Source organism: Thioclava nitratireducens (genome assembly GCF_001940525.2).
GTDB lineage: Bacteria > Pseudomonadota > Alphaproteobacteria > Rhodobacterales > Rhodobacteraceae > Thioclava > Thioclava nitratireducens.
On the sequence record NZ_CP019437.1, the window covers coordinates 2,498,766 to 2,525,616 of the forward strand.

Below are 26,851 nucleotides of genomic sequence, written 5' to 3' on the forward strand. Positions count from 1 at the left end.
TCACTCACCTATGCCGGATACGCGGATTGATCAGACCGTAGAGCAGATCCACGATCAGGTTCACGAACATCACGATCAGCGCGATCATCAACAGCCCGCCCTGCACGGAGGGGTAGTCGCGCCGCGAAATCGAGTCGACCATCCATTTGCCGATGCCCGGCCAGGAGAAGATCGTCTCGGTCAGGATCGCGCCCGCCATCAGCATGCCGACCTGAAGGCCGATCGTGGTGATGACCGGGATCATCGCATTGCGCAGCGCGTGGACGCCCACGACGCGGCGCGGCGGCATCCCCTTGGCGCGTGCGGTGCGCACGTAATCCTCGCCCAGCACTTCAAGCATGGCCGAGCGGGTCTGGCGCGCGATCACCGCGAGCGGGATCGTCGCCAGCACGATCGCGGGCAGGATCAGGTGGCTCAGCGCCGAGGTGAGCGCGCCGGACTGCCCCGACATCAGCGCATCCCAGATCATGAAGCCGGTGCCGTTGGGGAAGTAATACATCAGCGAGATGCGCCCCGAGACCGGCGTCCATTGCAGAATGCCGGAGAAGAGGATGATGAGCAGCAGGCCCCACCAGAAGATCGGCATCGAATAGCCCACCAGCGCCGTGCCCATCGTCGCCTGATCGAACCACGAGCCGCGCTTGATCGCGGCCATCACGCCGATCGGCACGCCGATCACCACGGCGAGGAACATCGCGCAGACGCCCAGCTCCAGCGTGGCCGGGAAGAGTGCGAAGAACTCACCGAGCACGGGTTTGTGGGTCACGAGGCTGTCGCCGAGATTGCCATGGGCGAGTTGCCAGATGAACTCGAGATATTGCTGCCAGAGCGGGCGATCGAAGCCCAGCTGATGCGCCAGCTCGGCATGGCGTTCGGGGCTCAGCCCGCGCTCGCCTGCCATCAGCAGCACGGGATCCCCGGGCAGCACCCGAACGAAGCCGAAAGCCACGATCGTGATGCCGATCAGCGTAGGGATCAGCCAGAGGATCTTGCCGATTATGAAACGTAACATGTCACCGGTCCTGTTTGCGGTTCTCTGCGGAACCTTCGTGGAGCCCCTGCCCGCCGCACCCTGTCGCGCCCGCGGTCATCGGTCTCCGATGTTTGGCCCCTGAAAGTATTGCGAGGCGCCCGGTCTCCCGGACGCCTCAATCAGACGGGTATTCTCAGGATCACTCCGAGATGTCCACCCCATAGAAGTCGTGACCGCCCAGCGGGCTCATCACGTAGCCGGTGACCTTCTTGGACATCGGCATGAACACGGTCGAGTGGGCGATGGTGTCCCACGGCGCCTGTTCCTTGAAGACTTCCTGAGCCTCTTTGTAGAGCTTGGTGCGCTCGGCCTGATCGTTGCTCTGACGTGCCTTGGTGATCAGATCGTCGAATTTCTGATTGCACCAGAAGGCACGGTTCGCACCGCTTTCGGCCGCCGAGCAGCCCAGCAGAACCGCGAGGAAGTTGTCCGGGTCGCCGTTGTCGCCGGTCCAGCCGAGAATCACCGCGCCGTCACGGCTCGGGTCTTTCGACTTCTTCAGGTACTCGCCCCACTCGTAGGAGACGATGTTCGCCTTCACGCCGACCTTGGCGAGATCCGACTGCATCAGCTCCGCGGTGCGGCGCGCGTTCGGCATGTAGGGCCGCTGCACGGGCATCGCCCAGATGTTCATCTCGAGGTCCTTCACGCCGGCATCCTCGAGCATTTTCTTAGCCTGCTCAGGATCGTAGGCGTCGTCCTTGATGTCCTTGTTATAGGACCACATGGTCGGCGGGATCGGGTTCTTGGCAACCTGGCCCGCACCCTGGAAGACCGCGTCGATGATCGCATCCTTGTTGATCGCCATGTTCAGCGCCTTGCGGACTTCGACCTTGTCGAACGGAGCCTGCGTGGTGTTGTAGGCGAGGTAGGCCACGTTCAGACCGGGCTGCTCGTCGACCTTGATGTTCGAGTCGTCCTTGAGCGCCTGAATGTCGGCCGGCGCCGGGTACGGCATGATCTGGCACTCGCCCGCCTGCAGCTTCTGCATGCGCACCGCCGGATCGGGGGTGATCGCGAAGATCAGGTCGTCGACCGGGGTCTTGCCCTTGAAGTAGTCCGGATTCGCCTTGTAGCGGATCACGGCGTCCTTCTGGTAAGCCACGAAGGAGAACGGGCCGGTGCCGACGGGCACGTTGTTGATGTCGGCCTTGCGGTCTTCGCCGGCGAGCTTGTCGGCATATTCCTTCGACAGGATCGACGCGAAGTCCATCGCGAGGTCGGCGAGGAACGGCGCGTTCGGCTCGGACAGGGTGAACTTCACCGTGTAATCGTCGACTTTCTCGATCGATTTGATGATCGTCGGCATATCCATGCCGGCATAGTATTCATAGGACACGCCCGGCGCGTAAGCGTAATAGGGGTTGTCCTTGTTGCCCTGACGGTCGAACGAGAAAATCACGTCATCGGCGTTGAAATCGCGGCTCGGGGTGAAGCCCTCGACCGAGTGGAATTTCACGCCCTTGCGCAGGTTGAACGTGTAGGTGAGGCCGTCATCCGAGACGTCCCAGCTTTCCGCGAGGCCCGGTTCGATCTCGGTCGTGCCCGGCTTGAATTCGACGAGCTGGTCGTAGACCGGGTGCGAAGAGGCGTCGAAGGTGGTGCCCGCGGTGTAAGGCGCGGGATCGAAGCCTTCCGGCGACGCTTCCGAGCAGTAAACGAGCGTCTTGGCGCCGGCCCCGCCTGCGGTCATCATCACCGCGGCAGCCCCCGCCAAAAGCATCGAGCGAATGGTCATGGTCTGTCCTTCCTGTTGGTTGGTCTTCTCGTGTGTGCCGCTGCCCCCTCAACGGTCGCGCGGACGCGACATCGTGGGACGGTTCAAACACAAACTGGTGAGGAGTAAATCGTGCTTTGATCACGTGGTCAATGAATGCCGTGACGTCGCGGGTCACGAGCGGGTGAAGCTTTCGTGCGTCCGAGGCACGGGGTCACGCCGCAGCGCGCCGTTCACCGCCTCAATCGAGCGGGATCACGTCCACCGCCTGCGCGCTTTGCTGACCGCCCGCCCCGCGCATCGCCCCGCGCAAAGGCGGCACGTCGTCATAGTCGCGGCCATAGCCGACGGTGATGTAATCCTCGCCCGCATATTGATCGTTCGTGGGGTCGAATTCGATCCAACCGGTCTCCGCCCCCGCCCATGCGCGCACCCAGGCATGCATCGCATCCGCGCCTTCCAGACGCGGTTGGCCGGGCGGCGGATAGGTTCGCAGGAAGCCCGAGACGTAGCCCGCAGGGATGCCCACACCGCGCAGGCAGGAGATCATGATATGGCTGAAATCCTGGCAGACGCCGTGGCGGTTCGCGAATGCCTCCGCCGCGGGCGTGTTGACATCGGTCGCGCCCGCATCGAAGCGCATCTCCCGGTGCAGCGCACGCCCCAATGCCTCGATCGCGCCGCGCGCGGTCTGGCCCGGCTGCAACTGCGCCCGGGCGAACTCGGTCATCGCCTTGGTCGGCGAGGCGCGGCGCGAGGGCGCGAGGAAGTGATGCGGCGCGTCGGGCGCGAGGCTGCGAAATTGCGCGATCTCCTGCGCCAGTTCCTCGCGCGGCGACGACAGGTCCAGCCCCGGCTCCGCCAGCCCGCGCTCAATCCTGGCGTTCAGCGTCACTCCGATCTCGGCGACCGGCGCGTGCCACACCGCCGAGGTCATGCCATTGCCGAAGAAATCGCGCGACTCGTGACGCTCGTCGGGCGGAGGATCGAAGCTGAGCACCCGCGATGTGACGGTTTGCAGCCCCGCGATGTCCGAGGGCAGCACCCGCAGCAGGGTCCGCGCATGATCCGATGGCGCGTTATACCTGTAGGTCAACTTCAGCTTCACCTCGTAACGCATCGGATTACCTCAGATATTTCTGCGACACGAGATCGGAGAGCCGGAACAGGTCCGACCGGATCTGCTGTAACATCTGCAGCGTGACCTCCTCGGGCTCGATCACCGAGAGCTGGGTGCGCAGCGGCATGAGCGCGCGCAGCAGATCGCCCGGACGCCCGGCGACCTCCGCACCGGGGAGTTCATCAAGAAGCGCTTTCAAACCGTTGATATGGAAAAGAATTGCGCGCGGATTGGCGGCGTCGAGCACCAGCAGGTCCAGCACCGTCTCCAAGTTGGTGCGCACCCGGTAGCGGCGCTGGTGGGTGATGACGCTGTCGGCGACCTCCACCGCCAGATCGAGCGCTCCTTCCGGTGCGTCCTCGGCGGTGAAACGGATCAGCAGCGCGGCCAGCCCGTCGGCGCGCTCCAGCGCCCGCCCGATCGACAGGAAGCGCCAGCCCTCGAAACGATACATGTTCTCGTGCACGAGCCCGGAGAACCCCGTGATCTTGCGCAAAAGCACCCCCATCGCGCGGGCCGCATCGTCGCCGGGGCGTGCGGTATTCACCATCTCCCGGGCGGTCTTCGACAGATCCTTCAGCGCGAGCCAGCCATCGGTCGAGAACCGGTCGCGCACTTTCGACGCGCAGGCCTGCGCCGCATCGAGCCGCTGCAACAGCGCGTCGGGCACCGGTTGCGAGATGTCGAAGCCATGCGCTCCGAGAAATTGCGCAAGCCGTGCAAGCCGCGGGTCTTCCGGGCTGCCTGTCGCGGCGAGGCGCAGGTGATAGGCGCGGATCACCCGGATCGAGTCTTCGCAGCGCTCGATATAGCGGCCGAGCCAGTACAGGTTGTCGGCGGCGCGCGCAGGCAGCGTGCCGGGGATCTTGCGCCGGAAGGTGCCAGTCTGGCGCGGCGCGATACTTGCCGAGGGCACCGGCTTGTCCGAGACGATCCAGACATCGGCCACCGCGCCGCCTTGCTGCATCGAGAGCGCGGTCGCATCGCCTTCTGGCCCGATCCGGGCATAGCCGCCCTTCATGAACTGCCAGCCCTGCGGCGTGCGCGCCGCAAATACGCGGACCGTCATCGGACAGGGCCGGATCGCGCCGCCGCCCTCCCCGTCGTCATGCCATGCGGGCGTCGTCGACAGCGTCACCGCCTCCTGCCCCACGAGCTTGCCGCCCTCGGCCTCCAGCCAATCCGCGATCGGCGCCTCCGCCCCCGAACGGAACTGCCCGCCCAGCGCGGTCGCGGCATCCAGATCGAACGGGAGATCCACCGCCATCGCGGGGCCGATCATCATGTTGGCCGCATTGGCGCGGACATGGGCACGCTCGGACGCGCCGCCGCACCACCATGTCGCGATATTGGGCATGGCGAGCGGCTGCCCGGTCAGCACCCGCGAGATCTTCGGCAGGAAAGCCATCAGCGCGCGGGTTTCCAGCACCCCTGCGCCCAGCGCATTGACCATCGCCAGATTGCCTTCGCGCACCGCCTCCATCAGGCCGGGCGTGCCGATCTGCGTGGCGGGATCGAACTCCAGCGGATCGACGAAGCCCGCATCCATCCGCCGCCAGAGGGCACCCAGCGGCTGTGGCCCCTCGATCGTGCGGACCATCGCCTCGCCGTTCTGGACCAAGAGATCCTCGCCTTCGAGAAGCGAGAGGCCGAGGTAGCGCGCGATATAGGTGTGCTCGTAGTAGCTGTCATTGGCCGGGCCCGGCGTCAGGATCGCGGCGCGGCGCATATCGCCATCGGCCCGCCCCGCCAGCGTCTCCAGCGCGGCGCGGAAATCACCGAAGAAGGTGGCGAGCTTGTGGATATGATCGCGCGGGAAGCTCTCGGGGAAGATGCGCCCCGTGGCCATCCGGTTCTCCAGCGCGAAGCCTGCCCCCGAGGGCGCCTGCGTCCGATCCCCCAGCACGAACCACGACCCGTCCGGCGAGCGCCCGATCTCGAAGGCGAGGAAATGCAGGTAGTTCCCCCCCTTGGGCTGCACCCCCACCATCGGGCGCATCCAGTGCTTATTGCCCGCGATGAGTTCCGGCGGCAGGTGTCCGTTGGAGACCAGCGTGCCAGGCCCGTAGAGATCGGCCATCACCGCCTCCAGCAGATCGGCGCGCTGTGCCAGCCCCTCGCAGATACTCGACCATTCGCTTTCATGCAGCACGACGGGAATATGGCTAAGCGGCCATTCGCGTTCGGCCAGAACGTCGTTGGAATATTGCCGGTAATAGACGCCCGCGTCGCGCAGGTATTGATTGCCGCGCTCGAACCGCTGGGGGATTTCCCCCGGTTCGAGCTGCAGGAACTTCTCCACGAAGGGCCGCCAGACCCGCCGCATCGCGCCGGAGCGTTCGAACAGCTCGTCGGCCACGCCGGGCACAGGCGCATAGCCCGCCAGAAGTGGGTGCTGTTCGAGCGGGCTCGCAGCGTCGGGCGTATCGGGGCTTTGCATAGGGTCTCCGTTAGGCTCGGATCAACTCAGCCCGACAGGACGTCGCAGGTCAAGCGTCAGGGGAAACTCCGGGTGGGGGGGCTCCGGTTCCGGACGATAGGCCCCCGGCGTGTGACCGTGCCCCTCGAAGCGCGCCAGTCGGCGGGCTTCCGCCTCGTTGCCGTTCACCGGGAAGGTATCGTAGTTGCGCCCCCCCGGATGGGCCACGTGGTAGACGCAGCCCCCGATCGCCCTGCCCGTCCAGTCGTCATAGATGTCGAAGGTCAGCGGCGCATTGACCGGCAGCGTCGGATGCAGCGCCTCTGCAGGTTGCCATGCCTTGAACCGTACTCCCGCGACAGAGACCCCGCTCTCCTGCGTCCGCGCCAGCGGCACGGGGCGACGGTTGCACATCACCCTGTAGCGGTCCTGATGGAGCGAAGTCATCTTCACCTGCAGACGCTCCACCGAGCTGTCGGTATAGCGAACCGTACCGCCAATGGCGCCGGTCTCCCCCAACACATGCCACGGCTCCAGCGCCTGACGGATCTCCAAGTGAACGCCTTCCGCCTCGATCTGACCGCAGAAGGGGAAACGGAACTCCGATTGCGCCTCGAACCATTGCGGATCGAGATCGAAACCGTGGCGGCGCAGATCGGCGAGAAGATCGGTGAAATCCTCCCACAGGTAATGCGGCAGCATGAAGCGGTCATGCAGCACCGTCCCCCAGCGCACCGGACGCCCCTCTACCGGCGCATTCCAGCACCGCGCGATGATGGCCCGCAACAGAAGCTGCTGGGCGAGCGACATGCGCGGGTCCGGCGGCATCTCGAAGCCGCGAAATTCGACGAGGCCAAGTCGCCCCGTGGGCCCGTCGGGCGAGAACATCTTGTCGATGCAGATCTCGGCGCGGTGCGTGTTCCCGGTGACGTCGGTCAGCATGTTGCGCAGCAGCCGGTCCACCAGCCACGGCGGCGGGACGTTGCCTGCCTCGGGCGGATGGATCTGGCTCAGCGCAATTTCCAGCTCGTAGAGCGTATCGTGCCGCGCCTCGTCAATCCGGGGCGCCTGCGAGGTTGGGCCGATGAAGAGGCCCGAGAACAGGTAGGACAGCGAGGGATGCCGCTGCCAGATCAGGATCAGCGATTTCAGCAGATCGGGGCGACGCAGGAAGGGGCTGTCGAGCAGCGTCTCTCCGCCGACAACCACATGGTTGCCGCCCCCCGTGCCGGTATGGCGCCCGTCGATCATGAACTTGTCGGCCCCCAGCCGGGACTGGCGGGCCTCCTCATAGATCGCCTCGGTGGTGGCGACGCAGTCCTCCCAGCTATGAGCGGGATGGATATTCACCTCGATCACCCCGGGATCGGGCGCGACCCGGATCACGTTGAGGCGCGGGTCATGCGGCGGGGCGTAGCCTTCGATATGGATCGGCAGCCCCATCGCCTTGGCGCTTTCCTCGGCGGCGGCGATCAGTTCGAGATAGTCCTCCAGATCCTCGGTCGGCGGCATGAAGACGCACAGCCGCCCGTCGCGCGGCTCGACCGAGATCGCGGTGCGCACGACGCCGTCGATCGTATCCAGATCCTGCTCCACGATGGTCTGGCCCGGCTCGGCCGATTGCGCCTCGGAGACGGGCTGGCTGTGTTCCTCGGTGGGCTTGTCGACCAACCCCTTCGCGACGGCCTTCTCCATCTCGGCATGGAAATCGGGCAAATCGCCTTTGGGCAGCGAGGTATCGGTGACGTAGTGATAGGGATATTGCGCGGGCGGGACATAGGGCAGCGCGCCCAGCGGCAGACGGAACCCGGCAGGGCTGTCCCCGGGGATCAGGAACAGCTTGCCGCGCCGGGTCTTCCACTTCTCCGAGCGCCAGCGATGGCCGGGCTGCGCCTTGGCCTGCCAGCGCTGCACCGGCAGGATGTAGCCCGTGGGCGTCTCCAGCCCGCGATTGAAGACCCGGGCGAAACGGGCGCGATCCTCGGGGTTCTTCAGCTTGCTGTCTTCGGGCGTGACGTTCTCTGGCAGGTTGCCTTCCTTGAGCATCCATTCAGCCGGGTCTTCATAGGCGGGCTGCGCGTGATCGGGCTCGATCCCCAAATGCTCCGCGATGCCGCGCATCAGCGTGCCGGCCTCCTCCGGGCCCGCGCCGGTCTTGTCGCCCTCCTTGGCGATCAGATCTTCGTCGCGCCAGATCGGCTTGCCGTCGCGCCGCCAGTAGAGCGAGAAGGTCCAGCGCGGCAAGCTTTCGCCCGGATACCATTTGCCCTGCCCGTAATGCAGAAAGCCCCCCGGCGCGAAGCGGTCGCGCAGCCGCCGGATCAGCTCATCGGCCAGCGCGCGTTTTTGCGGGCCCACGGCGGCGGTGTTCCACTCGTCGCTCTCGAAATCGTCGATGGAGACGAAGGTCGGCTCTCCCCCCATCGTCAGGCGCACATCGCCCGCCTTCAGGCTTTCATCCACCTTGCGTCCCAGCGCATTGAGCCGGCCCCATGCCTCGTCGGAGAACGGCTTGGTGATGCGAGGATGTTCGGCCACCCGGTCCACCGTCATGTCGAAGGCGAAACTCACCTCCGGGCTGCCGACCGAGGAAAAGCCCCCCGAGATCGGCGCGGCATTGCGGAAATGCGGAGTGGCGGCCAGCGGGATATGGCTCTCGCCGGTCAGCAATCCGGACGTCGGGTCCAGACCGATCCAGCCCGCGCCGGGGATGAACACTTCGCACCACGCGTGCAGGTCGGTGAAGTCGTGGTCGGTGCCAGACGGCCCGTCGAGCGCCTCCAGATCGGGCTTCAGCTGGATCAGGTAGCCCGAGACGAACCGCGCCGCGAAGCCGAGATGGCGCAGGACCTGAACCAGTAGCCACGAGCTGTCCCGGCAAGAGCCCGAGCATTTCTCCAAGGTCTCCTCTGGCGTCTGCACGCCGGGATCCATGCGGATCGTGTAATCGACGACCTTCGAGATATGCGCATTGAGCGCGACGAGGAAATTGACCGTCCCTTTGATCGTGTAGTCGATCTCGCCGATGAACTGCGCCAGACGCGGGCCTTCCGGCTCGGGCGTGCGGTAGATCGACAGATCGTCGCGCAGCTCCTCGGGATAGTCGAAGGGCCATTCCTCGGCATATTCCTCGGTGAAGAAGTCGAACGGGTTGTAGACGGTCATATCCGCCGTGAGGTCCACTTCGATCTTCAGCTCGGTCACCGGCTCGGGAAAGACGAAGCGCGCAAGCCAGTTGCCATAGGGGTCCTGCTGGTGATTCACGAAATGCCCGCCGGGCGAGACCTTGAGCGAATGCGAGATCACCCGGGTCCGCGAATGCGGCGCGGGACGCAGGCGGATGATCTGCGGGCCGAGCGTCACCGGGCGGTCATATTGGTAATGGGTCAAGTGATAGATGCTGGCATGGATCGCCATAAGTCTCGCTCCCGCAATAGGATGTCGCGTTTCTTCACGATGACGGAGCGAGGGCATCGGTGAAAGGAACAATTTCGAAAAATACGCCCTGCCCCTGCTTATTGCGAAATCGAACGCCCAATAATGAGGCAGGAAGCGCGCCGGCAAATTATTTCCGATTATTTCACTCAGGCATTGACGCGTTCGTGAACCGCCGTTACCTCTTCGCTCACGAAAACGCGAATGGAGACTTCAATGACCCGGACCCTCGCCCTCGCCCTGATGGGCACGGCCCTCGCCACGCCGACGCTTGCGGATGTGAACATCTACTCCCACCGCCAGCCTGAATTGATCCAGCCCGTGCTCGACGCTTTCACCGAAGAGACCGGGATCGCGGTGAACATCGCCTATGTCGAGAAAGGCATGGTCGAGCGCCTCAAAGCCGAGGGCGACCGCTCCCCCGCCGATCTGGTGCTGACCGTCGACATCGCGCGGCTGAGCGAAGTGGTGAATGCGGATGTGACGCAGGCGGTCGAGGACCCGGCGCTGCAAGACGCGATCCCGGCCGAATTCCGCGATCCGGAAAACCACTGGTTCGGCCTGACCTCGCGGGCGCGCATCGTCTATGCCTCGAAAGAGCGCGTGGCCGATGGCGAGGTGACGACCTATGAAGACCTCGCCTCCGAGAAATGGAAGGGCCGCATCTGCACCCGCTCCTTCACCTCGGATTACAACGTCGCGCTGACCTCCGCCTATCTCGCCCATCACGGCGAAGAGGCGACCAAGGAATGGCTCGAAGGGCTGAAAGCGAACCTCGCCAAGACGCCCGAGGGCAATGACCGCAGCCAGGTGAAATCGATCTGGGCGGGCGAATGCGACATTTCGCTGGGCAATACCTATTACATGGGCCAGATGCTCGCCGATCCCGAGCAGGCGCAATGGGCCAATTCCGTGCGCATCGCCTTCCCGGTCTTCGAGGAAGGCGGCACCCATATGAACGTCTCGGGCATGGCGATGACCAAATCCGCGCCGAACCGCGACGACGCGCTCAAGCTGATGGAATTCCTCGTCTCGGATGAGGCGCAGGAAATCTACGCCCAGACCAACCACGAATTCCCGATCAAGCCGGGCGTTGCGCGGTCCGAGCTGGTGCAAAGCTGGGGCGAGTTCACGCCCGACACGCTGGACCTCGCGAAGCTGGCAGAACTGCGCCCGACCGCGCTGAAGCTGATCGACGAGGTCGATCTCGACGGCTGATCGCAAGCGTGCCTCCGAAAAGAGAAAGCGGCGTCCAGAAGGCGCCGCTTTTTTCATTCTCGCAAAGGAGCGAACCGAACCGTTTACTGGGCGGCGATCTGCAACGCTTCGTCGGGGCCGATGCGCACGCCGTCGATGGCAGCCATCTGCTCCAGATCCTGCTCGTAGCGGCGCTGCAGCGAGACCCGGTCGAGCGCGTCGAACTCCGCAATCGGCGTGCCCTGCGGCTGATGCTCGTGGAACCGCGCCAGACGGCGTTTCTGCTTCGGCCCGATCACGACGCCCGAATGATGCAGACGCTGCATCATCGCAATCACCGTATCGGAATGGTTGGGTTCGGCATCGGGCGCGGGCTCGAGCGACGCGCCCGGCACCAGCGCCGCCAGCGCCTCGCCGATCTGCGAGCCATGCGGCAAGACGATGATCTCGCGGGGTTCGAGCCCCGCCTTCAGATCACGCACCACGTCGACCCAGCGACGCGGGCGCGCCATCAGGCGCGGCGTCAGCTCGGCGAAGGGCTTGAGCGGGCGGCGGGCGGCGAGGTCACGCCAGAGCGCCGGGTAATAGTCTTCGTAGCTCGGCGCGTAGAGCACCACGCGACCGACCGTCCCGGCCAGCGCTGCGCGAAACCGCTCGGCCCGTTCCTGGGCTCGGGCGAAGAGGTGATAGAGCCCCGCCGCCGCATCGCCGATCAATTGCGAATCAAGATGGACACGGCCACTGGCTGCTGCACCGATCACGGCCTGCCCATAGCCTGCGCGGGCCAGAGCGTCCTGTCCGCAGCCAAGCGTGCGGGCCATCCTGCCACTCATCCCCCCCGAAGCGGGCGCTGCAATGAAAACGTGATGCTGGTTCATGTCTGGGTGTCCTTCCCTGCAGCAATTTGTCTAAAGACCGAATGTGGCCAAATGTGGCCGGTGGCTGGAAAGCTTCGGGGCGAACACACGCATAGGTATTGTTGATTTGGTGCGCCTCACCGTCATCCGCCCCCATATCTGGACATCGCCGCGCCGCCGCGCCAAGGTCGCGCGGAACCCACGAAGGAGGCGAACATGGCGCGCAAGATCATCATCGACACCGATCCCGGACAGGATGACGCGGTGGCGATCCTGCTGGCTCTGGCCAGCCCCGAGCTGGAAGTCCTGGGCATCACCTGCGTCGCCGGAAACGTGCCGCTGCCGCTGACCTCGAAGAACGCGCGCGTGGTGTGCGAACTTGCCGGACGCACGGATGTGCCGGTCTATGCGGGCTGCGACCGGCCGCTCGCGCGCGAACTGGTCACGGCGGAATATGTCCACGGCAAGACCGGGCTCGACGGGATCGAACTGCCCGAGCCTCAGATGCCGCTGCAGGAGCAGCACGCGGTCGACTTCCTGATCGAGACGCTGCGCGACCATCCCGCAGGCAGCGTGACGCTCTGCCCGCTGGGCCCGCTCACCAATATCGCGACCGCCTTGCGCCGCGCCCCCGATATCGCCGAGAAGATCGCCGAGATCGTGCTGATGGGCGGCGCCTATTTCGAGGTGGGCAACACCACCCCCGCCGCCGAATTCAACATTCATGTCGACCCGCAGGCCGCCGAGATCGTTTTCACATCCGGCGTGCCTCTGGTGGTGATGCCGCTCGACGTGACGCATAAGGCGCTCACCACCCGCGCCCGCGTCGAGGCGTTCCGCAATCTCGGCACCCGCGTCGGCCATGCGGTCGCCAGCTGGACCGATTTCTTCGAGCGCTTCGACATGGCGAAATACGGCTCCGAGGGCGCGCCGCTGCACGATCCCTGCGTGATCGCCTATCTGCTCAAGCCCGACCTGTTCACGGGGCGGCATATCAATGTCGAGATCGAGACGACGTCGGAGCTGACCATGGGCATGACCGTCGCCGATTGGTGGCGCGTGACCGACCGGGCGCCGAATGCGATGTTCATGGGCGATCTGGACGCGGAAGGGTTCTACACGCTCCTGACCGAGCGCATCGCGCGGCTGTGACAGCTGGGGGGGTGCTGCCCCCGCGCTGACGGCCCTTCGCTTGCGCTTCGGGCGTTCGCCGGGGCGTCCTTCCACTGGAAGGCCGCTGATCCCGCCTCACCCCCCGGGATATTTGGGCCAAGCCGAAAGTGACTGCCTGCGCATGAGAAAGGGGGCCGAAGCCCCCTTGCCCGTCTTACTTGTCTTCCACCGTCGCCTTGACGATGTAATCGGGATCCTCGACCACGCCGTTGCGCGCCGCGTCGCCCTTCTTGATCTTGTCGACCACGTCCATGCCGCTCACGACATGGCCCACGACGGTATATTGCCCGTCGAGATGGGGCGCAGGGGCGAACATGATGAAGAACTGCGAATTCGCCGAGTTCGGATCGGCGGAGCGGGCCATGCCCACGATGCCCCGCTGGAAGGAGATGTTCGAGAATTCCGCCGGAAGGTCGGGCAGATCGGAGCCGCCCATCCCGGCCATCGAGGTATCTCCGCCCTTCTTGCCGAATTGCACATCGCCCGTCTGGGCCATGAAGCCGTCGATCACGCGGTGGAAGACGACATCGTCGTATTTGCCTTCCTTGGCGAGCTTCATCAGGCGTTCGGCGGCTTTCGGGGCCTTGTCGGTGAGCAGGTCGATCACGACCTTGCCTTCGGTCTGACCGCCGATCTGCAGCACGAGCTTCGGCCCGCCGGTATCCGGCACGCCAGAGCTGTCTTGCGCGAAGGCGGCGGGCGCCGAGACGACGAGGCTCGCGGCGGCGGCGAGGACGGTGCGGCGCAGGATATTACGCATCGGCGGCCACCTTCACCGAGATCATCCGGTCGGGGTTCGCCGGCGGCTCGCCGCGCGCGATCTTGTCGACATGCTCCATCCCCGAAATCACGCGGCCATAGACCGTGTATTGACCGTTCAGGAAGTGGTTGTCCTTGAAGTTGATGAAGAACTGCGAATTGGCCGAGTTCGGGTTCTGCGAGCGCGCAGCGCCCAGCGTCCCGCGATCATGCGGCAGCTTCGAGAATTCCGCCGGAAGGTCGGGATATTGCGACCCGCCCGTGCCCGCACGGCCCGGATTGTAGTCCTTTTCCATATTGGCGTTCGCGACATCGCCGGTCTGGGCCATGAAGCCCTCGATCACGCGGTGGAAGGCCACGTTGTCATAGGCGCCGTCACGGGCGAGTTGCTTCATGCGCTCGGCATGTTTCGGGGCGACGTCGCTGAGCAGCTCGATCACGACCGGCCCGTCCTTGAGCTCGATGATGATCGTGTTCTCGGGATCCTTGATATCGGCCATTGGGTCCTCCGTTGAAATTTGGGCCGACCATAGGAGCGAGGCCCTTGCGCGGCAAGGACAAAGCGCCGCAGTTCGGTCCGCCGTGTTGACGCGACCCATCGCCGCAGGCAAGAAGAACGCAAGCCGCGGGAGCGGGCCACATTCGCGATGGCCCCCTGCGCAGATTGGGAGAGTGATATCATGGCTTGGAAAACCCTCGACGAGGTCGATCTGGACGGCAAGGTCGTGCTGGTGCGCGTGGATATCAACGTGCCCGTGGAGAACGGAAAAGTGACCGACGCGACGCGGATCGAGAAGATCGTGCCGACCGTGCAGGACATCATGTCGAAGGGCGGCAAGCCGGTGCTGCTGGCGCATTTCGGGCGCCCCAAGGGGCAGGTCGTGCCGGAGATGAGCCTCGAGCCGCTGGTGCCCGCGCTGGAGAAGGCGTTCGGCTTTCCGGTGAAATTCGCAAAGGACTGCATCGGCGGCCCTGCGAAGGAAGCCGTGGGCGCGCTGCAGAAGGGCGAGGTTCTGCTGCTGGAGAACACCCGTTTCCACGCCGGCGAAGAGAAGAACGACCCCATGCTGGCCGCCGAGATGGGCGCGCTTGGCGAGGTCTATGTCAACGACGCCTTCTCGGCCGCGCACCGGGCGCACGCATCGACCGAAGGCATCGCGAAGATCCTGCCCGCCGCGGCCGGTCGCCTGATGGAGGCCGAGCTGAAAGCCCTCGAGGCGGCGCTTGGCGATCCCGAGCGTCCGGTGACGGCAGTCGTGGGCGGGGCGAAGGTCTCGACCAAGCTCGACCTGCTCGGCAATCTGGTGGCGAAGGTCGATCACCTGATCATCGGCGGCGGCATGGCGAACACCTTCCTCGTGGCGCAAGGCATCGACGTCGGCAAATCGCTGGCCGAGCGCGACATGGCCGACACGGCGAAGGAGATCATGGAGAAGGCCAAGGCTGCGGGCTGCAAGATCCACCTGCCCGTCGACGTGGTCGTGGCGCGCGAGTTCAAGGCGGGGGCCGAGAACGAGACCGTGGCCAATGACGCCTGTCCCGCGGATGCGATGATCCTCGATGCCGGACCGAAATCGGTCGAGGAAATCAGTAAGGTCTTCGAGAACTCGCGCACGCTGATCTGGAACGGCCCGCTCGGCGCCTTCGAGATCGCACCCTTCGATGCGGCGACCAATGCGGCGGCGGCGAAAGCGGCCGAGCTGACGCGCGAGGAGAAGCTGATCTCGGTCGCGGGCGGCGGCGACACGGTGGCCGCGCTCAACAAGGCCGGTGCGGCGAAGGATTTCTCCTATATCTCTACCGCTGGCGGTGCCTTCCTCGAATGGATGGAAGGCAAGGTCCTGCCCGGCGTGGCGGCGCTCGACCAGCAAAGCTGAGCCGCGCGCCCTGAAAACGGGCGGGAGACAGGAAAGAGCAAACGGATCGGGCCGGGGCTGTGAAAGCGCCCCGGCCTTGTCTTTTCGCGCAGCGTTTCAAGGCGCGCGAGGGCGGGGCCGGCGAGGACACGCCAAAATGCGCGCCGTTTCGATATGTTAGCGTCACCAGCGTTGCATCGCACCGGCGCGGAAACTATCCCTTCAGACGACCCTATATCCCGCAGGAGGAATTCCCATGTCCAACGCCAAGCAGACCGAGCAGATGCGCGAGGGCAACGGCTTCATCGCGGCCCTCGACCAGTCGGGCGGCTCCACCCCCAAGGCGCTGCGGCTCTACGGCATCGAGGAAGATGCCTATAACAGCGAAGACGAGATGTTCGACCTGATCCACCAGATGCGCTCGCGGATCATCAAATCCCCCGCCTTCACCGGCGAGAAAGTGGTGGGCGCGATCCTGTTCGAGCAGACGATGGATCGTGACATCGACGGCACCCCCACCGCCACCTATCTTTGGGAAAAGCGCGGCGTGGTGCCCTTCCTGAAGATCGACAAGGGCCTCGAGGCCGAGGAGCACGGCGTGCAGCTGATGAAGCCGATCCCGAACCTCGACGCTCTGCTGGAGCGTGCCGTGAAGGCGGGCATCTTCGGCACCAAGGAGCGCTCGGTGATCTCGGCGGCCAATGTCGGCGGCATAAAGGCGATCGTCGATCAGCAGTTCGAGCTGGGCATGCAGGTTCTCAGCCACGACCTCGTGCCGATCCTCGAACCGGAAGTGACGATCTCGATCTCCGACAAGGACGAGGCCGAGCAGATGCTGCTGGCCGAGATCCTGAGCCATCTCGACGCAGTGCCCGAGGGCAAGCAGGTGATGCTGAAGCTCTCGCTGCCGACCGAGCCGAACCGCTACAAGCCGCTGGTCGACCACCCGAAGGTGCTGAAGGTCGTGGCGCTCTCGGGCGGCTATTCGCGCGACGAGGCGAACGAGAAGCTGGCCAAGAACACCGGCATGATCGCGTCCTTCTCGCGCGCGCTGACCGAGGGCCTCTCGGCCCAGCAGTCGGACGAGGAATTCAACGCGATGCTGGAAGATGCGATCACCTCGATCCATGCGGCGTCTGTGGCCGGGTAAGATCGGTTACCGATCAGGGGGCGCTGCCCGATTCATAGCTGCCGGTTGGACACCTCCGACGCCGTGTCGGAATGGAGGCAACGGCATGCGCATACCCGCTGCCGCGCCGATGGGATCGGTGGGCAGACGATGAACGCTGAGAGGGCGCGGAACCTACCGCGCCCTCTTTTTATTTTTACCAGATCTAAGGCGCGGCAGCCCCTTTTCATGCTCGGCGAGCCTCCACGCGAAGCCCCCGCAAAGCGGGTCTGTCGGGTCTCTTGCGGCGCGTTCGCCTTGGGGTTCGCAGCGGTCAAACAGCGCAGGGCGCTGGCGTGGTCGCCGCCGCCACGCATATCCACTCCCCTTGCACCGCGATTCCCAGCGGTTTCGTTTCTCCGATCGAGACGGCGGCAAATTCAGCGGCGTTTTTAGGGAAGCCTTAAGGCGGCGTTGCTATGCCTCGTGTGACCGCTTTGTTCCCGGCCCAAGAAACACGAGGTCTCGTTCATGCAACCGACTCCCGATGCCTCCGGCTCGACGTTACGGGGCTGGCGCCTCCGCAACTTCCCCGATTGCGCGGCGATCTCGGTCGCGAGGCTCCGGTCATCTCTTTCCGCGCGCGCTTTCCGAGACGCCTTCGAATTCCGACTGAGGTTTCAATAGATGACACGCAGTATTCTGGTGGTCGACGACTCCCTGTCGGTCCGACAAATGATCGCCACGACCTTGAAGAGCGCTGGCTACGACGTGGCCACTGCGGTGGACGGGCAGGACGCGCTGGACATCAGCCGGACCCGTAGCTTCGATGCGATCATCACGGACCAGAACATGCCACGGCTCGACGGGCTGGGGTTCTGCCAGGCATTCCGGGCACGCCCCGCCAACCTCGGCGTGCCAATCGTCTTCCTGTCGACCGAAACCGCAGCCGCGATCAAGGACAAGGCCCGCGCGGCGGGAGCCATCGGCTGGATGGTGAAGCCGTTCGACCAGCAGAAACTCCTTTCGGTAATCGGCAAGGTGGTGGGGACATGATGGACGAAGACTCTCTCGACACCTTCCGCGCGGAGGCCGAGAGCCTCGTGGAAAGCCTGGAGCAGCAGTTGCTGGCCTTGCAGGACGCCCCGGGGGACCGTGGGCTGATCGACGGGGTTTTCCGCGATCTGCATACCCTCAAGGGATCCGGCGCGATGTTCGGGCGCACCGACATCGCCGGTTTCCTGCATGACTTCGAGACGGCATTCGTTGCTGTACGTGAGGGGACGGTGCCGGTGGACGAAGACCTGATCACGATCAGTCTCGCGGCACGCGATCACGTTGCCGGCCTGCTATCCGGGGCTGCGCGCGATGACGGCAACGCCATCCTCAAGCGGCTCGCCGACCATCTCACCTCCGACGCTCCGCCGGCCGCGCCCGGCAGGCACCTGCGTTTTTTCCTGCCACCGGACACGCCAACGCTGGGCGGCCGACCAGAACTGGTACTGGAGGAATTGCAACACCTTGGCGCGGCGCAGATCCTTGCCTTGACCGACGAGATTCCGCCCCTCGATGCGCTGGACCCGCTGCAGCTCTACCTCGGATGGGAGGCGTGGATCGACTCAACCGCGACCGAGGACGATATCCGCGGCGTCTTCCTGTTCCACGAGAACGGCCTCCGCCTCGAACTCGAGTCGTCGGAGCTGGCGGACCCCCTGCCCCCGCAACGCGCGAGCCAGGAATCTGCGGCTCCGGAACAGGAACCCGCAACCGATCCGGCGCCGGCCCGGCCCGCGGAGGGGGCAAGCCGCGGCTCCGGTGCGCTCATGCGGGTGCCGGCCGAGCGCCTCAACGACATGATGGACCGTGTCGGGGAACTGGTGATCGCAGAGGCCCGGCTGATCGAACTGGCCTCACAGTCCGGCGACCCCGGGCTGATCGCGGTGGCCGAAGACATTCAGCGCCTGACCACGGCGATGCGCGACACGACGATGTCGATCCGCATGACCCCGATCGGCGCGATCACGGGACGCTTCCGCCGGCTGGTCCATGATCTGACCGGCAGTCTGGGAAAGTCGCTCACTTTCACGGTCGAGGGCGAGGAGACCGAGCTGGACAAGACCGTTGTCGAGCGGTTGACGGACCCGCTCATGCATATCATCCGAAACGCCGCCGACCACGGCCTGGAGGATGCGGCGACCCGGCGCGCGATGGGTAAGCCCGAGACCGGAGAAATCCGGCTGAAGGCCCGCTACTCCGGGGCCGAGGTGCTGATCTCGCTTGGCGACGACGGACGCGGTCTCGACCGTGCCGCGATCCGCGACCGGGCCGTGGAGCGCGGGCTGATCGCCGAAACCACCGAGCTGAGCGACGACGCGCTCTTCCAACTCATCTTCGTTCCGGGCTTCTCGACAGCGGCCACGGTGACTGAGCTGTCGGGGCGCGGAGTCGGCATGGACGTGGTGCGGCGCACGATCGAGGCGCTGCGCGGGACGCTCGAGGTCACGAGCGAACCCGGCCACGGCACGACGGTTACCCTGCGCCTGCCGCTGACCCTCGCCATCGTCGACGGTCTGCTGATCGAGGTGGCGAACGAACGTTTCGTGATCCCGCTGGCCGCAGTCGATGAGATCGTCGAGCTTCCCGCCGAGATGGCGATGCCCGACAGCGGCAACGCATTTCTCGACATTCGCGACAGCCTGGTGCCCTTCCTGCGCCTGCGCCATCTGCTGGACAGTCCCGGCGCCCCCGGCCCGCATCAGAAGGTGATCGTCGTGACCAGCAGCGATGGCCGCGTCGGATTGGTGGTGGACCGCATCATCGGCACCAATCAGACCGTCATCAAGCAGCTCTCGCCGCTGCATGCCGGGCTCAAGGCATTCTCCGGCGCGACGATCCTGGGCGACGGCGCGGTGGCGCTGATCCTCGACGTCCCGCAACTAGTCGCGCGCGGCCATAGCGAGGCCGAAACCGGTCAGGAGGCGGCATGACCCTGAACAGCGACCCCCGCGCGCTCGACGGTGATCTCGTCACCTTTCACCTCGCCGGTGAAACACTGGCGGTCCCGACAGCGCAGCTACGCGAGGTACTCGAACCGGGCGCCATGACCCGCGTGCCCGGTGCGCCCGATTTCGTCGCCGGGTTGATCAACGTTCGCGGCGCCGTGGTGCCGCTCGCCGACCTGCGGGTTCCGCTGAGAATGCCGCGCGCCACCGGGGGGATCGCGGCCCGTGTTCTGGTCCTCGATCTCGATCTCGAAGACCAGCGCAGCATTGTCGGCATTCTCGCCGACAGCGTGCATGAGGTCACGCGCATCCCGCCCGAATCCATCGAACGCATACCTCCGGTCGGCAGCCGCTGGCCGCCCCGCTACGTCGCCGCCGTCGGACGCTGGTCCGGCCGCTTCGTCACGATACCCGACCTCTCGACGATCTTCGGCGATTTTCTCATCGGGCGAACCGCCCAACCAGAAAGGCCCGGCGCAACGTCCGCGGGGTCAACACCGCAACCGGAGCATGCCTGATGCGATTTACCTTGAAACTCAAACTGGCCGCCACATTCGTTCTTCTGATTGCCCTCGCTGGCACTGGCCTCGCATTCGCGATCCGCGATCTCGGACGCCTCAACGATCGTTTGGGCGAATTGGTCAACAACTCCGCGCGCAGGATCGAATTGTCCCAGCAACTGAATGCCGAGCAGTTGCGCATCCAGCGCAACGTGCGGGAATATCTGCTGAGCGAACGCGCTTCCATGCGGACCGAATTGCGCAGCGAACTGGCGGCCGGGCGAAAGGCCCATGACGCGTTGGTCACCGACCTGCTTGCCCTGGCAACACCCGAGGGAAAGGCGGAAATCGCCACCTATACCGACATCAACGCCAAGCTGCGCGACATCAACAATCGCGCGATGGTCATGGCCGACAACGACGGGGCTTTGTCGGGCTACCGGCTCGTGTCGAGCGATGGACAAGCCCAGTGGACCGAAATGCAGACAAGCCTCGACGCAATTCTGGCTTCCAACCATGCCATCATGGCCGAGGCGATCCGGAACACCGATGCGCTCTACGCCAAAGCGCGACAGACCGTGATCGGGTTGATGATCGCCGCCGTGGTGCTCGGCGCCCTGACAGCCACGTGGATCGTGATGACGATCTCGCGCGGGCTGAATCGCTCGATCGAACTGGCGCGCCGCGTCTCGGACGGCGATCTGACGCAAACGGCCACGTTGCGCGGCAACGACGAGGTGACCGATCTGCTGCGCGCGCAGAACATCATGGTCGAGAAGCTGCGCGACATCGTCGGCGAAGTTACCGGCGGTGCCAGCAACGTCGCCTCGGGCGCCGGCGAGATGGCGAGCACGTCAGAACAACTCAGCCAGGGCGCGACCGAACAGGCCTCTTCGACCGAGGAAGCGTCGAGCTCGATGGAGCAGATGACCGCCAGCATCAAGCAGACGGCCGAGAACGCGTCCGAAACCGAGGGCATGGCCAAGAAATCGGCCGAGGACGCCCGGGCTTCGGGCTTGGCGGTGTCGCGCGCCGTAACTGCGATGCAGACCATTGCCGAGCGCATCATGGTGGTGCAGGAAATTGCGCGCCAGACCGACCTCCTGGCTCTCAACGCGGCGGTCGAAGCCGCGCGCGCAGGTGAACATGGCCGAGGCTTCGCCGTGGTCGCTTCCGAGGTGCGTAAGCTGGCGGAGCGCAGCCAAACCGCGGCCGGGGAGATCAGCGGACTGTCTTCGGACACGGTCAAGGCCGCCGAGGATGCCGGCCGGATGCTCGACGGTCTGGTCCCCGACATTGAACGCACCGCCGAACTGGTCAGCCAGATCAGCGGCGCCAGTCAGGAACTGGCCACCGGCGCCACACAGGTGAATCTGGCGATCCAGCAGCTGGACAAGGTCACGCAGGAAAATACTTCGGCGTCCGAGCAGTTGTCGTCGACCGCCGAAGAGCTGTCGGCTCAGGCCGAGACGCTGCGCGCGACGATGTCGCTGTTCCGGCTGGCTGACGGGATGGCCGCTCCCGCCGGGCACGCGGCGTCGTCCACGTCCACCGGCCGCAAACCGCAACGACGGGCAGCGGCCACGCAGCCCAAATCGCCACCCAAGTCCGGTGGTTTCGATTTCGACATGACCGTCAGCGAGGACGAGCTGGATGCTCAGTTCACCCGGGCCGGCCGCAACGCTGCATGATCAGACACAAGTCCCACAGCAAGGATGCGAAGACATGACACAGAACCACCGTACCGTCGTCACCTTCGGACTGGCGGACACGCTTTTCGCTCTGCCCGTTGCGCCCGTGGTCGAAATTCTGGACGTGCGGCCAATCACTCCACTGCCCCGAACGCCCGCACATCTGCTGGGGCTGATCGACCGTCGCGGCGCTTCGGTACCGGTGATCGATCTGCGCCGTCTTCTGGGACGCCCCGACTGCGATGACGCGCCAGATACGCGGATCATTGTCTTGGGGCTGCGCGGCGATGGTGAGGCCGATCACAGTGTCGGGCTCCGGGTCGACCAGGTAATCGAGGTGACAGAGCTCGACGAGGCTGTCACCCGGCCGCTGGCCGAGGCGGATTTGCTGAAATGGCACGAATCTATGGTGGCCGGCATCGGTCGGCGTGACGGCGCCTTCGTGACAGTGCTGGATGTCGAAGGGCTCTTCGCGGACGATGTCGCTGTTCTCGCGTCGGCCGCACTCGCCGCCTGACAATGGTAGACGCGGCAACCAGCACCAGCCACGCCAGGCTCGATCGGTTCCGCGACCTCGTTCACGAGGTCAGCGGCATCCGGTTGCGGGAGTCTAAAAACGTGATGATCGAGTCGCGCCTGCGCAAGCGTATGGTCGCGCTCGGCCTCCCCACGCTGGACGCATATCTCGGTCACCTGTTCGACGATGGAGCAATGCGCGAAGAATTGCCCCGGATCATCGATCTGATAACCACCAACAAGACCGACTTCTTCCGGGAGCCGGCACATTACCGCTTTCTGGAGGAGCGTATCATTCCCGAATGCCTCGCGCCCGCGCCCGCTGGACGGACGGTCCGGTTCCGGCTCTGGAGCGCGGCAGCCTCGACCGGGGCCGAAGCCTGGTCGGCGGCAATGCTGCTGGCCCGCGCGGCACAGGCTGATCGCCGGCTGGATTGGGCCATACTCGGCACCGACATCTCTCACCGGGTGCTGCAGATCGCGCAAAACGCCGTCTTTCCGCTATCGGATCTGGAGCCGGTCCCCCCGGCACTGCGCGACGCCTATCTCATGCAGGGCAGGAAAGGCCCGGTTCGGCAGTCACGAATTGTGCCGGAACTCCGTGCGCGGGTCCGGTTCGCACCGATGAACCTGATGGAGATACCCTATCCGATCGAAACCGGTCTGGACGTTGTCATGCTGCGCAACGTCCTGATCTATTTCGATCCGCCGACGCAGCACCGGGTGCTCGCCGCGCTGGCCCGACACCTGCGTCGCGGCGGCTACCTGATCGTCGGCCATTCCGAGTCCATGATCGTGCAGGTGCCTTCGCTCGTTCAGATGGCCCCCGGCGTGTTCCGCAACGAAGGAGCAACATGATGGCGCAGATCAAGGTTCTCATCGTCGATGACAGCGCCTCCGCGCGAAAGGCGCTGTGCGAACTTCTGGGCGCGGATCCGGCCATTCGGGTGACCGCGACCGCCCGCGATGCTTTCGACGCGGCCGAGAAAATGCGCGATGCGCTGCCCGATGTGATGCTGCTGGATCTGGAATTGCCGCGTATGAATGGGCTGACTTTTCTGGCCAAGATAATGGCACAGCACCCGCTGCCCGTCGTCGTCTGTTCGAGCCATACCGATGCCGGCTCGCATGCCGCGATGCGCGCGCTGGAAATTGGGGCCCGCGAGGTCGTGGGCAAGCCGCGCCTGACCTCACCCGAGGCCCGGCAGGAAGCACAGATCCGGCTCTCCGATGCCGTACGCGCCGCTGCGAAGGCAGGCGGACTTCGCGGCTTCGGCGATCGCGCGTCCGCCCGCCTGAAGGCAGAGCCGACCCAGCTCTCGCCTGGGCCGAAACTTACGGCCGACGTCATCCTGCCTCCGCCACGTCCCGGCGCGCCGATCCCCTCCGGCGTCGGGCCGCTCGTGGTGATCGGCGCTTCGACCGGGGGGACGGAGGCGCTGGCGACGCTGCTTCCGCGGCTTGCCCCGACGACGCCACCGGTCGTGATCGTCCAGCACATGCCGGAGAAATTCACAGCGGCCTTCGCCCGGCGGCTCGATGGTCTCTGTTCGGTCAGTGTCAGCGAGGCGGTCGATGGCGACCGCCCCGTCCCGGGCAGCGTGCTGATCGCACCGGGCGATCGCCACCTCATTCTGCGGCGGCAAGGCGCGGGCTATCGCGTGGGGATTCTCGATGGGCCCTATGTCGCACGGCATCGACCTTCAGTGGATGTTCTGTTCCGCTCGGCGGCGATCGCCGCCGGGCCGGCGGCGCTTGGGATCCTGATGACGGGCATGGGCGATGACGGCGCGCGCGGGCTGGCCGAGATGCGGGCGGTCGGCGCCCAGACCATCGCTCAGGACAAGCCGACCTCGGTCGTGTGGGGGATGCCCGGTGAGGCGATGCGCATCGGCGCCGCTGAACGGGCGGTTCCGCTGCCGGGGCTGGCGACGGAGATCGCGCGGTACGAGATGCGGGTCGGTGCGGCATGACCGATGATATCACGCTGTCGCTTGCCGCTCTCCGAACAGTTTCGGCGCAGCTGGCGGGCGAGTTGGAAGCCGTCTTCCTGAATGCATCGACCGCGCTATTCGCACGGCTCGACGATCTCGGTACGATGCAGACCATGCTGGGACGCGTCTCCGAGGCGTCCGGCCAGGAGGGATTGAAACGGCTCGACGAGGCGGCGCGCGACGTCGGGGCGCTCCTCGAACAGGTCGAAGCCCAGTTCGGCATGCTCGACGAGGCGGCCGAAATGCTGCTCGGCAATGCCGCAGAGATCCGTGCTCTGATCCCCGCTCAGGTCCGCAGAATTCGGCTTGCGCGAATGATCGCGACCAATGCCCTCGTCGTCAGCCGCGCCATGAACGAGGGGTCGTTGGCGCGCTTCGCCACGGAGGCCCGGACAATACTCGACAGGATCGATCGCGCGGTGGCAGAGTTGGGGGAGGAACTGGCGCAGGGCGACCGGCAACTGGCCCACCTCGCCCCGGAGATCCGCGGCATGAAACGGACCGCGCAAGACATCGGGGATGTTCGAAGGGAAATCTCTGCTCTGCTCCGTGCGCTGCGTGGCAATTCCTTGCCGCTCCGGGCCGTGGAACAGGTCGGAGAAGCGCGGCAACGTCTCGGATCCGCCCTCCAAAGCGCGGTGACCCATCTTCAATGCGGTGACGCGGCACGGCAGAGACTGGAACATGTCGAGGCGATAGCGGCGCGCGGCGAGGCCGGTCCGGCGGGCGTAAGACCTGCCGCCCGGGCGCTCGCGCAGCGACAGCTGCACGCGGCGATCGACGACTTGGGGATGGGCATCGAGGCCGCCCTGCCGGAGTTCGATCGGATGGGAGTGCAGGTCGAAAACGCGCGCGTCGAACTCGCCGGCATCGCCGAGGCTCCCTTGGCAAGATCACTGGCCGGCGTGGCCGAACGCGCCCGCCGGCTGGCGACCGGGGCAGAGCAACTTGCAGCGCAGCGTGATCGGATCGCGCCGGACATGGCCGCTCTCTCGGCCCTTTACGCCCGCAGTGCCGCGTCCGCCGCGGAAATATCCCGTCTCGACGAACGCATCCAGCTGCTCGGGATAAACGCGACCCTGGTCTCCGGCCGTCTGGGGCCGGACGGCGGAGCGACGCTCGAAGTGTCGGAGCAGCTGCGCGACTGCACACTCGAGATCGCGGCCGGGATCGCCGGGATCGTCCGCCTGGCCCTGTTGCAGGAGTCGAGCGCCGCGGTCTTCCTTTCCCCGGACGAGCAGAGCGGCGCGGATATCTCTGCGGTCAGGGCCATGGAGAGCCTCGCGGCAGAACTCGGCGCCGCGTTGGACGGCATGACAGATATGGTCCGCGCCGACCGCGATGGTCCCCTGCGGGATAGCCGGGCCGCGTTGGTGCGCTTGCTGAGCGAAGCACGATCGGCGCTTCCTCCGAACACGAACAATGCCTTCCAGGGCGAGATTTCGAACGAAATCGCCAGCTTTTTGGACGCGGTCGAGGCGAGTTACACCATGCCCGCAGAGCGCGAGGTGCATGCCGGGGTCTTCCCGTCATCCTCGGCGGATTTCGTATCCGTGGCACAGGAGGCCGAGGACATCTTCTTCTGAGGTATCCGCATATTCAGTCACCGGTTCCAGCGCCCGGGCGCTGAAGCGTATCGTGTGCCGATCTTCGCCAGCGTATCGTCGGTGCAGCCAGTGTCGTAGAGACAGACGTGGCGCGCGCCGGTCACCGTGTGCGTTTCCAGCCATTCGAGGATGTAATCACCGATAGTCTTCACGATAGCGACGAGGGCCGGACCGTCGCGCGTCGGCGGCGGGGGGGCGCGGTGATGCCGAAGAGCCGAATCTTCTTCGATCCGATCGCCTCGATGAATCCGGAGATGCTCACATGCGCGCGTTTCCATTAGCGCCTGCGTAGCCAGATGCGCGGGTGGGAACAAGTTTGTGCGCAACCAAGGGCGGTGCATGCGAGACAATTCGCCGACGCGCAACTCTGCGCGGAATCTTTGCAGAATTGATCGCAGGGGGGATTCCAATGACGAATCACATGTGACATGATTCGAGATAAAGGGCCCGGCAGAGGTCAGGACGCGGCTCCGGGGGACGGAGCGCGGCCGATACGGAAGAGAGGCAGGACAATGGTTATGAGACGCCCCACGATCGGGCCTCTGATTTTCGTGACCGTGGCGGTGGTGCTCGGCGCCTATTTCGCCTTCGCCGCCGTACAGGGACGCTACGGCATTCTCAGCCGCGTGCAGATCGAAGCGGAGATCGACGCCAAGCGCGCCGAGCGCGATGCGCTGCGCGCCAAGGTCGACCGGATGGCCAACCTGACCCATCGCCTCTCCGACGATTACCTCGATCTGGATCTTCTCGACAGCCAGGCGCGCGAAGTGCTGGGCGCGATGCGCTCCGACGAGATCGTGATCCGCTGAGAGGCTACTCGGCCTGCCCGTTTTTGCGGCACAAACATCGCTCGAAAACTGCCTCACC

The 26,851-nt window shown here is 65.3% G+C and carries 22 protein-coding genes; 13 read left to right on the top strand and 9 right to left on the bottom strand.

Going from position 1 to position 26,851, the window contains the following annotated elements:
• Positions 1–4: 4 nt before the first annotated feature.
• The 5 genes from BMG03_RS11885 to BMG03_RS11905 all read right to left on the bottom strand — a co-directional run bounded on the left by BMG03_RS11885 (position 5) and on the right by BMG03_RS11905 (position 9,706).
• Positions 5–1,012, bottom strand: coding sequence for an ABC transporter permease subunit (locus BMG03_RS11885; protein ID WP_075774992.1), 1,008 nt, complete (start codon positions 1,010–1,012; stop codon positions 5–7).
• A gap of 160 nt (positions 1,013–1,172) precedes the next feature.
• Positions 1,173–2,771 carry an ABC transporter substrate-binding protein gene (locus tag BMG03_RS11890; RefSeq protein WP_075774993.1) on the bottom strand — a complete coding sequence of 533 codons (1,599 nt, stop codon included), beginning with the start codon at positions 2,769–2,771 and terminating at the stop codon, positions 1,173–1,175.
• A gap of 220 nt (positions 2,772–2,991) precedes the next feature.
• Positions 2,992–3,870, bottom strand: a complete 879-nt coding sequence (locus BMG03_RS11895) for a transglutaminase family protein (protein ID WP_075774994.1) — start codon at positions 3,868–3,870, stop codon at positions 2,992–2,994.
• Between the two features lie 4 nt (positions 3,871–3,874).
• Positions 3,875–6,310: a circularly permuted type 2 ATP-grasp protein gene (locus BMG03_RS11900; RefSeq protein ID WP_075774995.1), complete on the bottom strand. Its 2,436-nt coding sequence runs from the start codon at positions 6,308–6,310 to the stop codon at positions 3,875–3,877.
• Between the two features lie 21 nt (positions 6,311–6,331).
• Complete coding sequence (locus BMG03_RS11905) at positions 6,332–9,706, bottom strand: transglutaminase family protein (RefSeq protein WP_075774996.1); 3,375 nt, start codon at positions 9,704–9,706, stop codon at positions 6,332–6,334.
• A gap of 234 nt (positions 9,707–9,940) precedes the next feature.
• On the opposite strand from BMG03_RS11905, the gene BMG03_RS11910 reads away from it, so the two are divergent.
• Positions 9,941–10,942: a Fe(3+) ABC transporter substrate-binding protein gene (locus BMG03_RS11910; protein ID WP_075774997.1), complete on the top strand. Its 1,002-nt coding sequence runs from the start codon at positions 9,941–9,943 to the stop codon at positions 10,940–10,942.
• Positions 10,943–11,025: 83 nt separating this feature from the next.
• Here the strand turns inward: BMG03_RS11910 and BMG03_RS11915 are convergent, their stop codons facing one another.
• Positions 11,026–11,742: a hypothetical protein gene (locus BMG03_RS11915; protein ID WP_075774998.1), complete on the bottom strand. Its 717-nt coding sequence runs from the start codon at positions 11,740–11,742 to the stop codon at positions 11,026–11,028.
• Between the two features lie 252 nt (positions 11,743–11,994).
• Between BMG03_RS11915 and BMG03_RS11920 the strand changes: the two genes are divergently transcribed.
• Positions 11,995–12,930: a nucleoside hydrolase gene (locus BMG03_RS11920; RefSeq protein ID WP_075774999.1), complete on the top strand. Its 936-nt coding sequence runs from the start codon at positions 11,995–11,997 to the stop codon at positions 12,928–12,930.
• Positions 12,931–13,105: 175 nt separating this feature from the next.
• Here the strand turns inward: BMG03_RS11920 and BMG03_RS11925 are convergent, their stop codons facing one another.
• Both BMG03_RS11925 and BMG03_RS11930 read right to left on the bottom strand, forming a co-directional pair.
• Positions 13,106–13,711, bottom strand: a complete 606-nt coding sequence (locus BMG03_RS11925; RefSeq protein ID WP_075775000.1) for a peptidylprolyl isomerase — start codon at positions 13,709–13,711, stop codon at positions 13,106–13,108.
• Positions 13,704–14,210, bottom strand: a complete 507-nt coding sequence (locus BMG03_RS11930) for a peptidylprolyl isomerase (protein WP_075775001.1) — start codon at positions 14,208–14,210, stop codon at positions 13,704–13,706. Before BMG03_RS11930 ends, BMG03_RS11925 begins: the two co-directional genes overlap by 8 nt.
• A gap of 180 nt (positions 14,211–14,390) precedes the next feature.
• On the opposite strand from BMG03_RS11930, the gene BMG03_RS11935 reads away from it, so the two are divergent.
• The 10 genes from BMG03_RS11935 to BMG03_RS11980 all read left to right on the top strand — a co-directional run bounded on the left by BMG03_RS11935 (position 14,391) and on the right by BMG03_RS11980 (position 25,963).
• On the top strand, positions 14,391–15,587 hold the full coding sequence (locus BMG03_RS11935; RefSeq protein WP_075775002.1) for a phosphoglycerate kinase: 1,197 nt from the start codon (positions 14,391–14,393) through the stop codon (positions 15,585–15,587).
• Between the two features lie 235 nt (positions 15,588–15,822).
• Positions 15,823–16,716, top strand: a complete 894-nt coding sequence (locus BMG03_RS11940) for a fructose bisphosphate aldolase (RefSeq protein ID WP_075775003.1) — start codon at positions 15,823–15,825, stop codon at positions 16,714–16,716.
• 645 nt (positions 16,717–17,361) lie between these two features.
• Positions 17,362–17,730: a response regulator gene (locus BMG03_RS11945; RefSeq protein WP_075775004.1), complete on the top strand. Its 369-nt coding sequence runs from the start codon at positions 17,362–17,364 to the stop codon at positions 17,728–17,730.
• Entirely contained in the window at positions 17,727–19,661 is a 1,935-nt protein-coding gene (locus tag BMG03_RS11950) for a chemotaxis protein CheA (protein WP_075775005.1), read from the top strand. The genes BMG03_RS11945 and BMG03_RS11950 overlap by 4 nt, the downstream gene beginning before the upstream one ends.
• The gene (locus tag BMG03_RS11955; protein ID WP_075775006.1) at positions 19,658–20,194 is read left to right on the top strand and encodes a chemotaxis protein CheW; all 537 of its coding nucleotides are present in this window, start codon (positions 19,658–19,660) and stop codon (positions 20,192–20,194) included. The genes BMG03_RS11950 and BMG03_RS11955 overlap by 4 nt, the downstream gene beginning before the upstream one ends.
• Positions 20,194–21,867, top strand: a complete 1,674-nt coding sequence (locus BMG03_RS11960) for a methyl-accepting chemotaxis protein (protein WP_075775007.1) — start codon at positions 20,194–20,196, stop codon at positions 21,865–21,867. Before BMG03_RS11955 ends, BMG03_RS11960 begins: the two co-directional genes overlap by 1 nt.
• A gap of 34 nt (positions 21,868–21,901) precedes the next feature.
• Positions 21,902–22,384, top strand: a complete 483-nt coding sequence (locus BMG03_RS11965; RefSeq protein WP_075775008.1) for a chemotaxis protein CheW — start codon at positions 21,902–21,904, stop codon at positions 22,382–22,384.
• 2 nt (positions 22,385–22,386) lie between these two features.
• Entirely contained in the window at positions 22,387–23,241 is an 855-nt protein-coding gene (locus BMG03_RS11970) for a CheR family methyltransferase (RefSeq protein ID WP_075775009.1), read from the top strand.
• The gene (locus BMG03_RS11975) at positions 23,238–24,356 is read left to right on the top strand and encodes a protein-glutamate methylesterase/protein-glutamine glutaminase (RefSeq protein WP_208858017.1); all 1,119 of its coding nucleotides are present in this window, start codon (positions 23,238–23,240) and stop codon (positions 24,354–24,356) included. Before BMG03_RS11970 ends, BMG03_RS11975 begins: the two co-directional genes overlap by 4 nt.
• Positions 24,353–25,963, top strand: coding sequence for a coiled-coil domain-containing protein (locus BMG03_RS11980; RefSeq protein WP_075775011.1), 1,611 nt, complete (start codon positions 24,353–24,355; stop codon positions 25,961–25,963). Before BMG03_RS11975 ends, BMG03_RS11980 begins: the two co-directional genes overlap by 4 nt.
• A 17-nt stretch (positions 25,964–25,980) precedes the next feature.
• Here the strand turns inward: BMG03_RS11980 and BMG03_RS20755 are convergent, their stop codons facing one another.
• Positions 25,981–26,136 (bottom strand): glycosyltransferase family protein, encoded by a 156-nt coding sequence (locus BMG03_RS20755; RefSeq protein WP_157771584.1) that lies wholly within the window; start codon positions 26,134–26,136, stop codon positions 25,981–25,983.
• Between the two features lie 360 nt (positions 26,137–26,496).
• Here BMG03_RS20755 and BMG03_RS11990 point away from each other — a divergent pair, with 360 nt between their 5' ends.
• Positions 26,497–26,793, top strand: coding sequence for an FtsB family cell division protein (locus BMG03_RS11990; RefSeq protein ID WP_075775013.1), 297 nt, complete (start codon positions 26,497–26,499; stop codon positions 26,791–26,793).
• Positions 26,794–26,851 lie beyond the last annotated feature (58 nt).

Excerpts from the sequence above, each read along its gene's own strand:
- BMG03_RS11920 (WP_075774999.1), top strand. The coding sequence starts at position 11,995 with ATGGCGCGCAAGATCATCATCGACACCGATCCCGGACAGGATGACGCG.
- BMG03_RS11930 (WP_075775001.1), bottom strand. The coding sequence starts at position 14,210 with ATGGCCGATATCAAGGATCCCGAGAACACGATCATCATCGAGCTCAAG.
- BMG03_RS11885 (WP_075774992.1), bottom strand. The coding sequence starts at position 1,012 with ATGTTACGTTTCATAATCGGCAAGATCCTCTGGCTGATCCCTACGCTG.
- BMG03_RS11960 (WP_075775007.1), top strand. The coding sequence starts at position 20,194 with ATGCGATTTACCTTGAAACTCAAACTGGCCGCCACATTCGTTCTTCTG.
- BMG03_RS11980 (WP_075775011.1), top strand. The coding sequence starts at position 24,353 with ATGACCGATGATATCACGCTGTCGCTTGCCGCTCTCCGAACAGTTTCG.
- BMG03_RS11900 (WP_075774995.1), bottom strand. The coding sequence starts at position 6,310 with ATGCAAAGCCCCGATACGCCCGACGCTGCGAGCCCGCTCGAACAGCAC.
- BMG03_RS11975 (WP_208858017.1), top strand. The coding sequence starts at position 23,238 with ATGATGGCGCAGATCAAGGTTCTCATCGTCGATGACAGCGCCTCCGCG.
- BMG03_RS11925 (WP_075775000.1), bottom strand. The coding sequence starts at position 13,711 with ATGCGTAATATCCTGCGCCGCACCGTCCTCGCCGCCGCCGCGAGCCTC.
- BMG03_RS11895 (WP_075774994.1), bottom strand. The coding sequence starts at position 3,870 with ATGCGTTACGAGGTGAAGCTGAAGTTGACCTACAGGTATAACGCGCCA.
- BMG03_RS11970 (WP_075775009.1), top strand. The coding sequence starts at position 22,387 with ATGGTAGACGCGGCAACCAGCACCAGCCACGCCAGGCTCGATCGGTTC.
- BMG03_RS11955 (WP_075775006.1), top strand. The coding sequence starts at position 19,658 with ATGACCCTGAACAGCGACCCCCGCGCGCTCGACGGTGATCTCGTCACC.
- BMG03_RS11935 (WP_075775002.1), top strand. The coding sequence starts at position 14,391 with ATGGCTTGGAAAACCCTCGACGAGGTCGATCTGGACGGCAAGGTCGTG.
- BMG03_RS11940 (WP_075775003.1), top strand. The coding sequence starts at position 15,823 with ATGTCCAACGCCAAGCAGACCGAGCAGATGCGCGAGGGCAACGGCTTC.
- BMG03_RS11905 (WP_075774996.1), bottom strand. The coding sequence starts at position 9,706 with ATGGCGATCCATGCCAGCATCTATCACTTGACCCATTACCAATATGAC.
- BMG03_RS11910 (WP_075774997.1), top strand. The coding sequence starts at position 9,941 with ATGACCCGGACCCTCGCCCTCGCCCTGATGGGCACGGCCCTCGCCACG.
- BMG03_RS11965 (WP_075775008.1), top strand. The coding sequence starts at position 21,902 with ATGACACAGAACCACCGTACCGTCGTCACCTTCGGACTGGCGGACACG.
- BMG03_RS11990 (WP_075775013.1), top strand. The coding sequence starts at position 26,497 with ATGGTTATGAGACGCCCCACGATCGGGCCTCTGATTTTCGTGACCGTG.
- BMG03_RS11950 (WP_075775005.1), top strand. The coding sequence starts at position 17,727 with ATGATGGACGAAGACTCTCTCGACACCTTCCGCGCGGAGGCCGAGAGC.
- BMG03_RS11915 (WP_075774998.1), bottom strand. The coding sequence starts at position 11,742 with ATGGCCCGCACGCTTGGCTGCGGACAGGACGCTCTGGCCCGCGCAGGC.
- BMG03_RS11890 (WP_075774993.1), bottom strand. The coding sequence starts at position 2,771 with ATGACCATTCGCTCGATGCTTTTGGCGGGGGCTGCCGCGGTGATGATG.
- BMG03_RS11945 (WP_075775004.1), top strand. The coding sequence starts at position 17,362 with ATGACACGCAGTATTCTGGTGGTCGACGACTCCCTGTCGGTCCGACAA.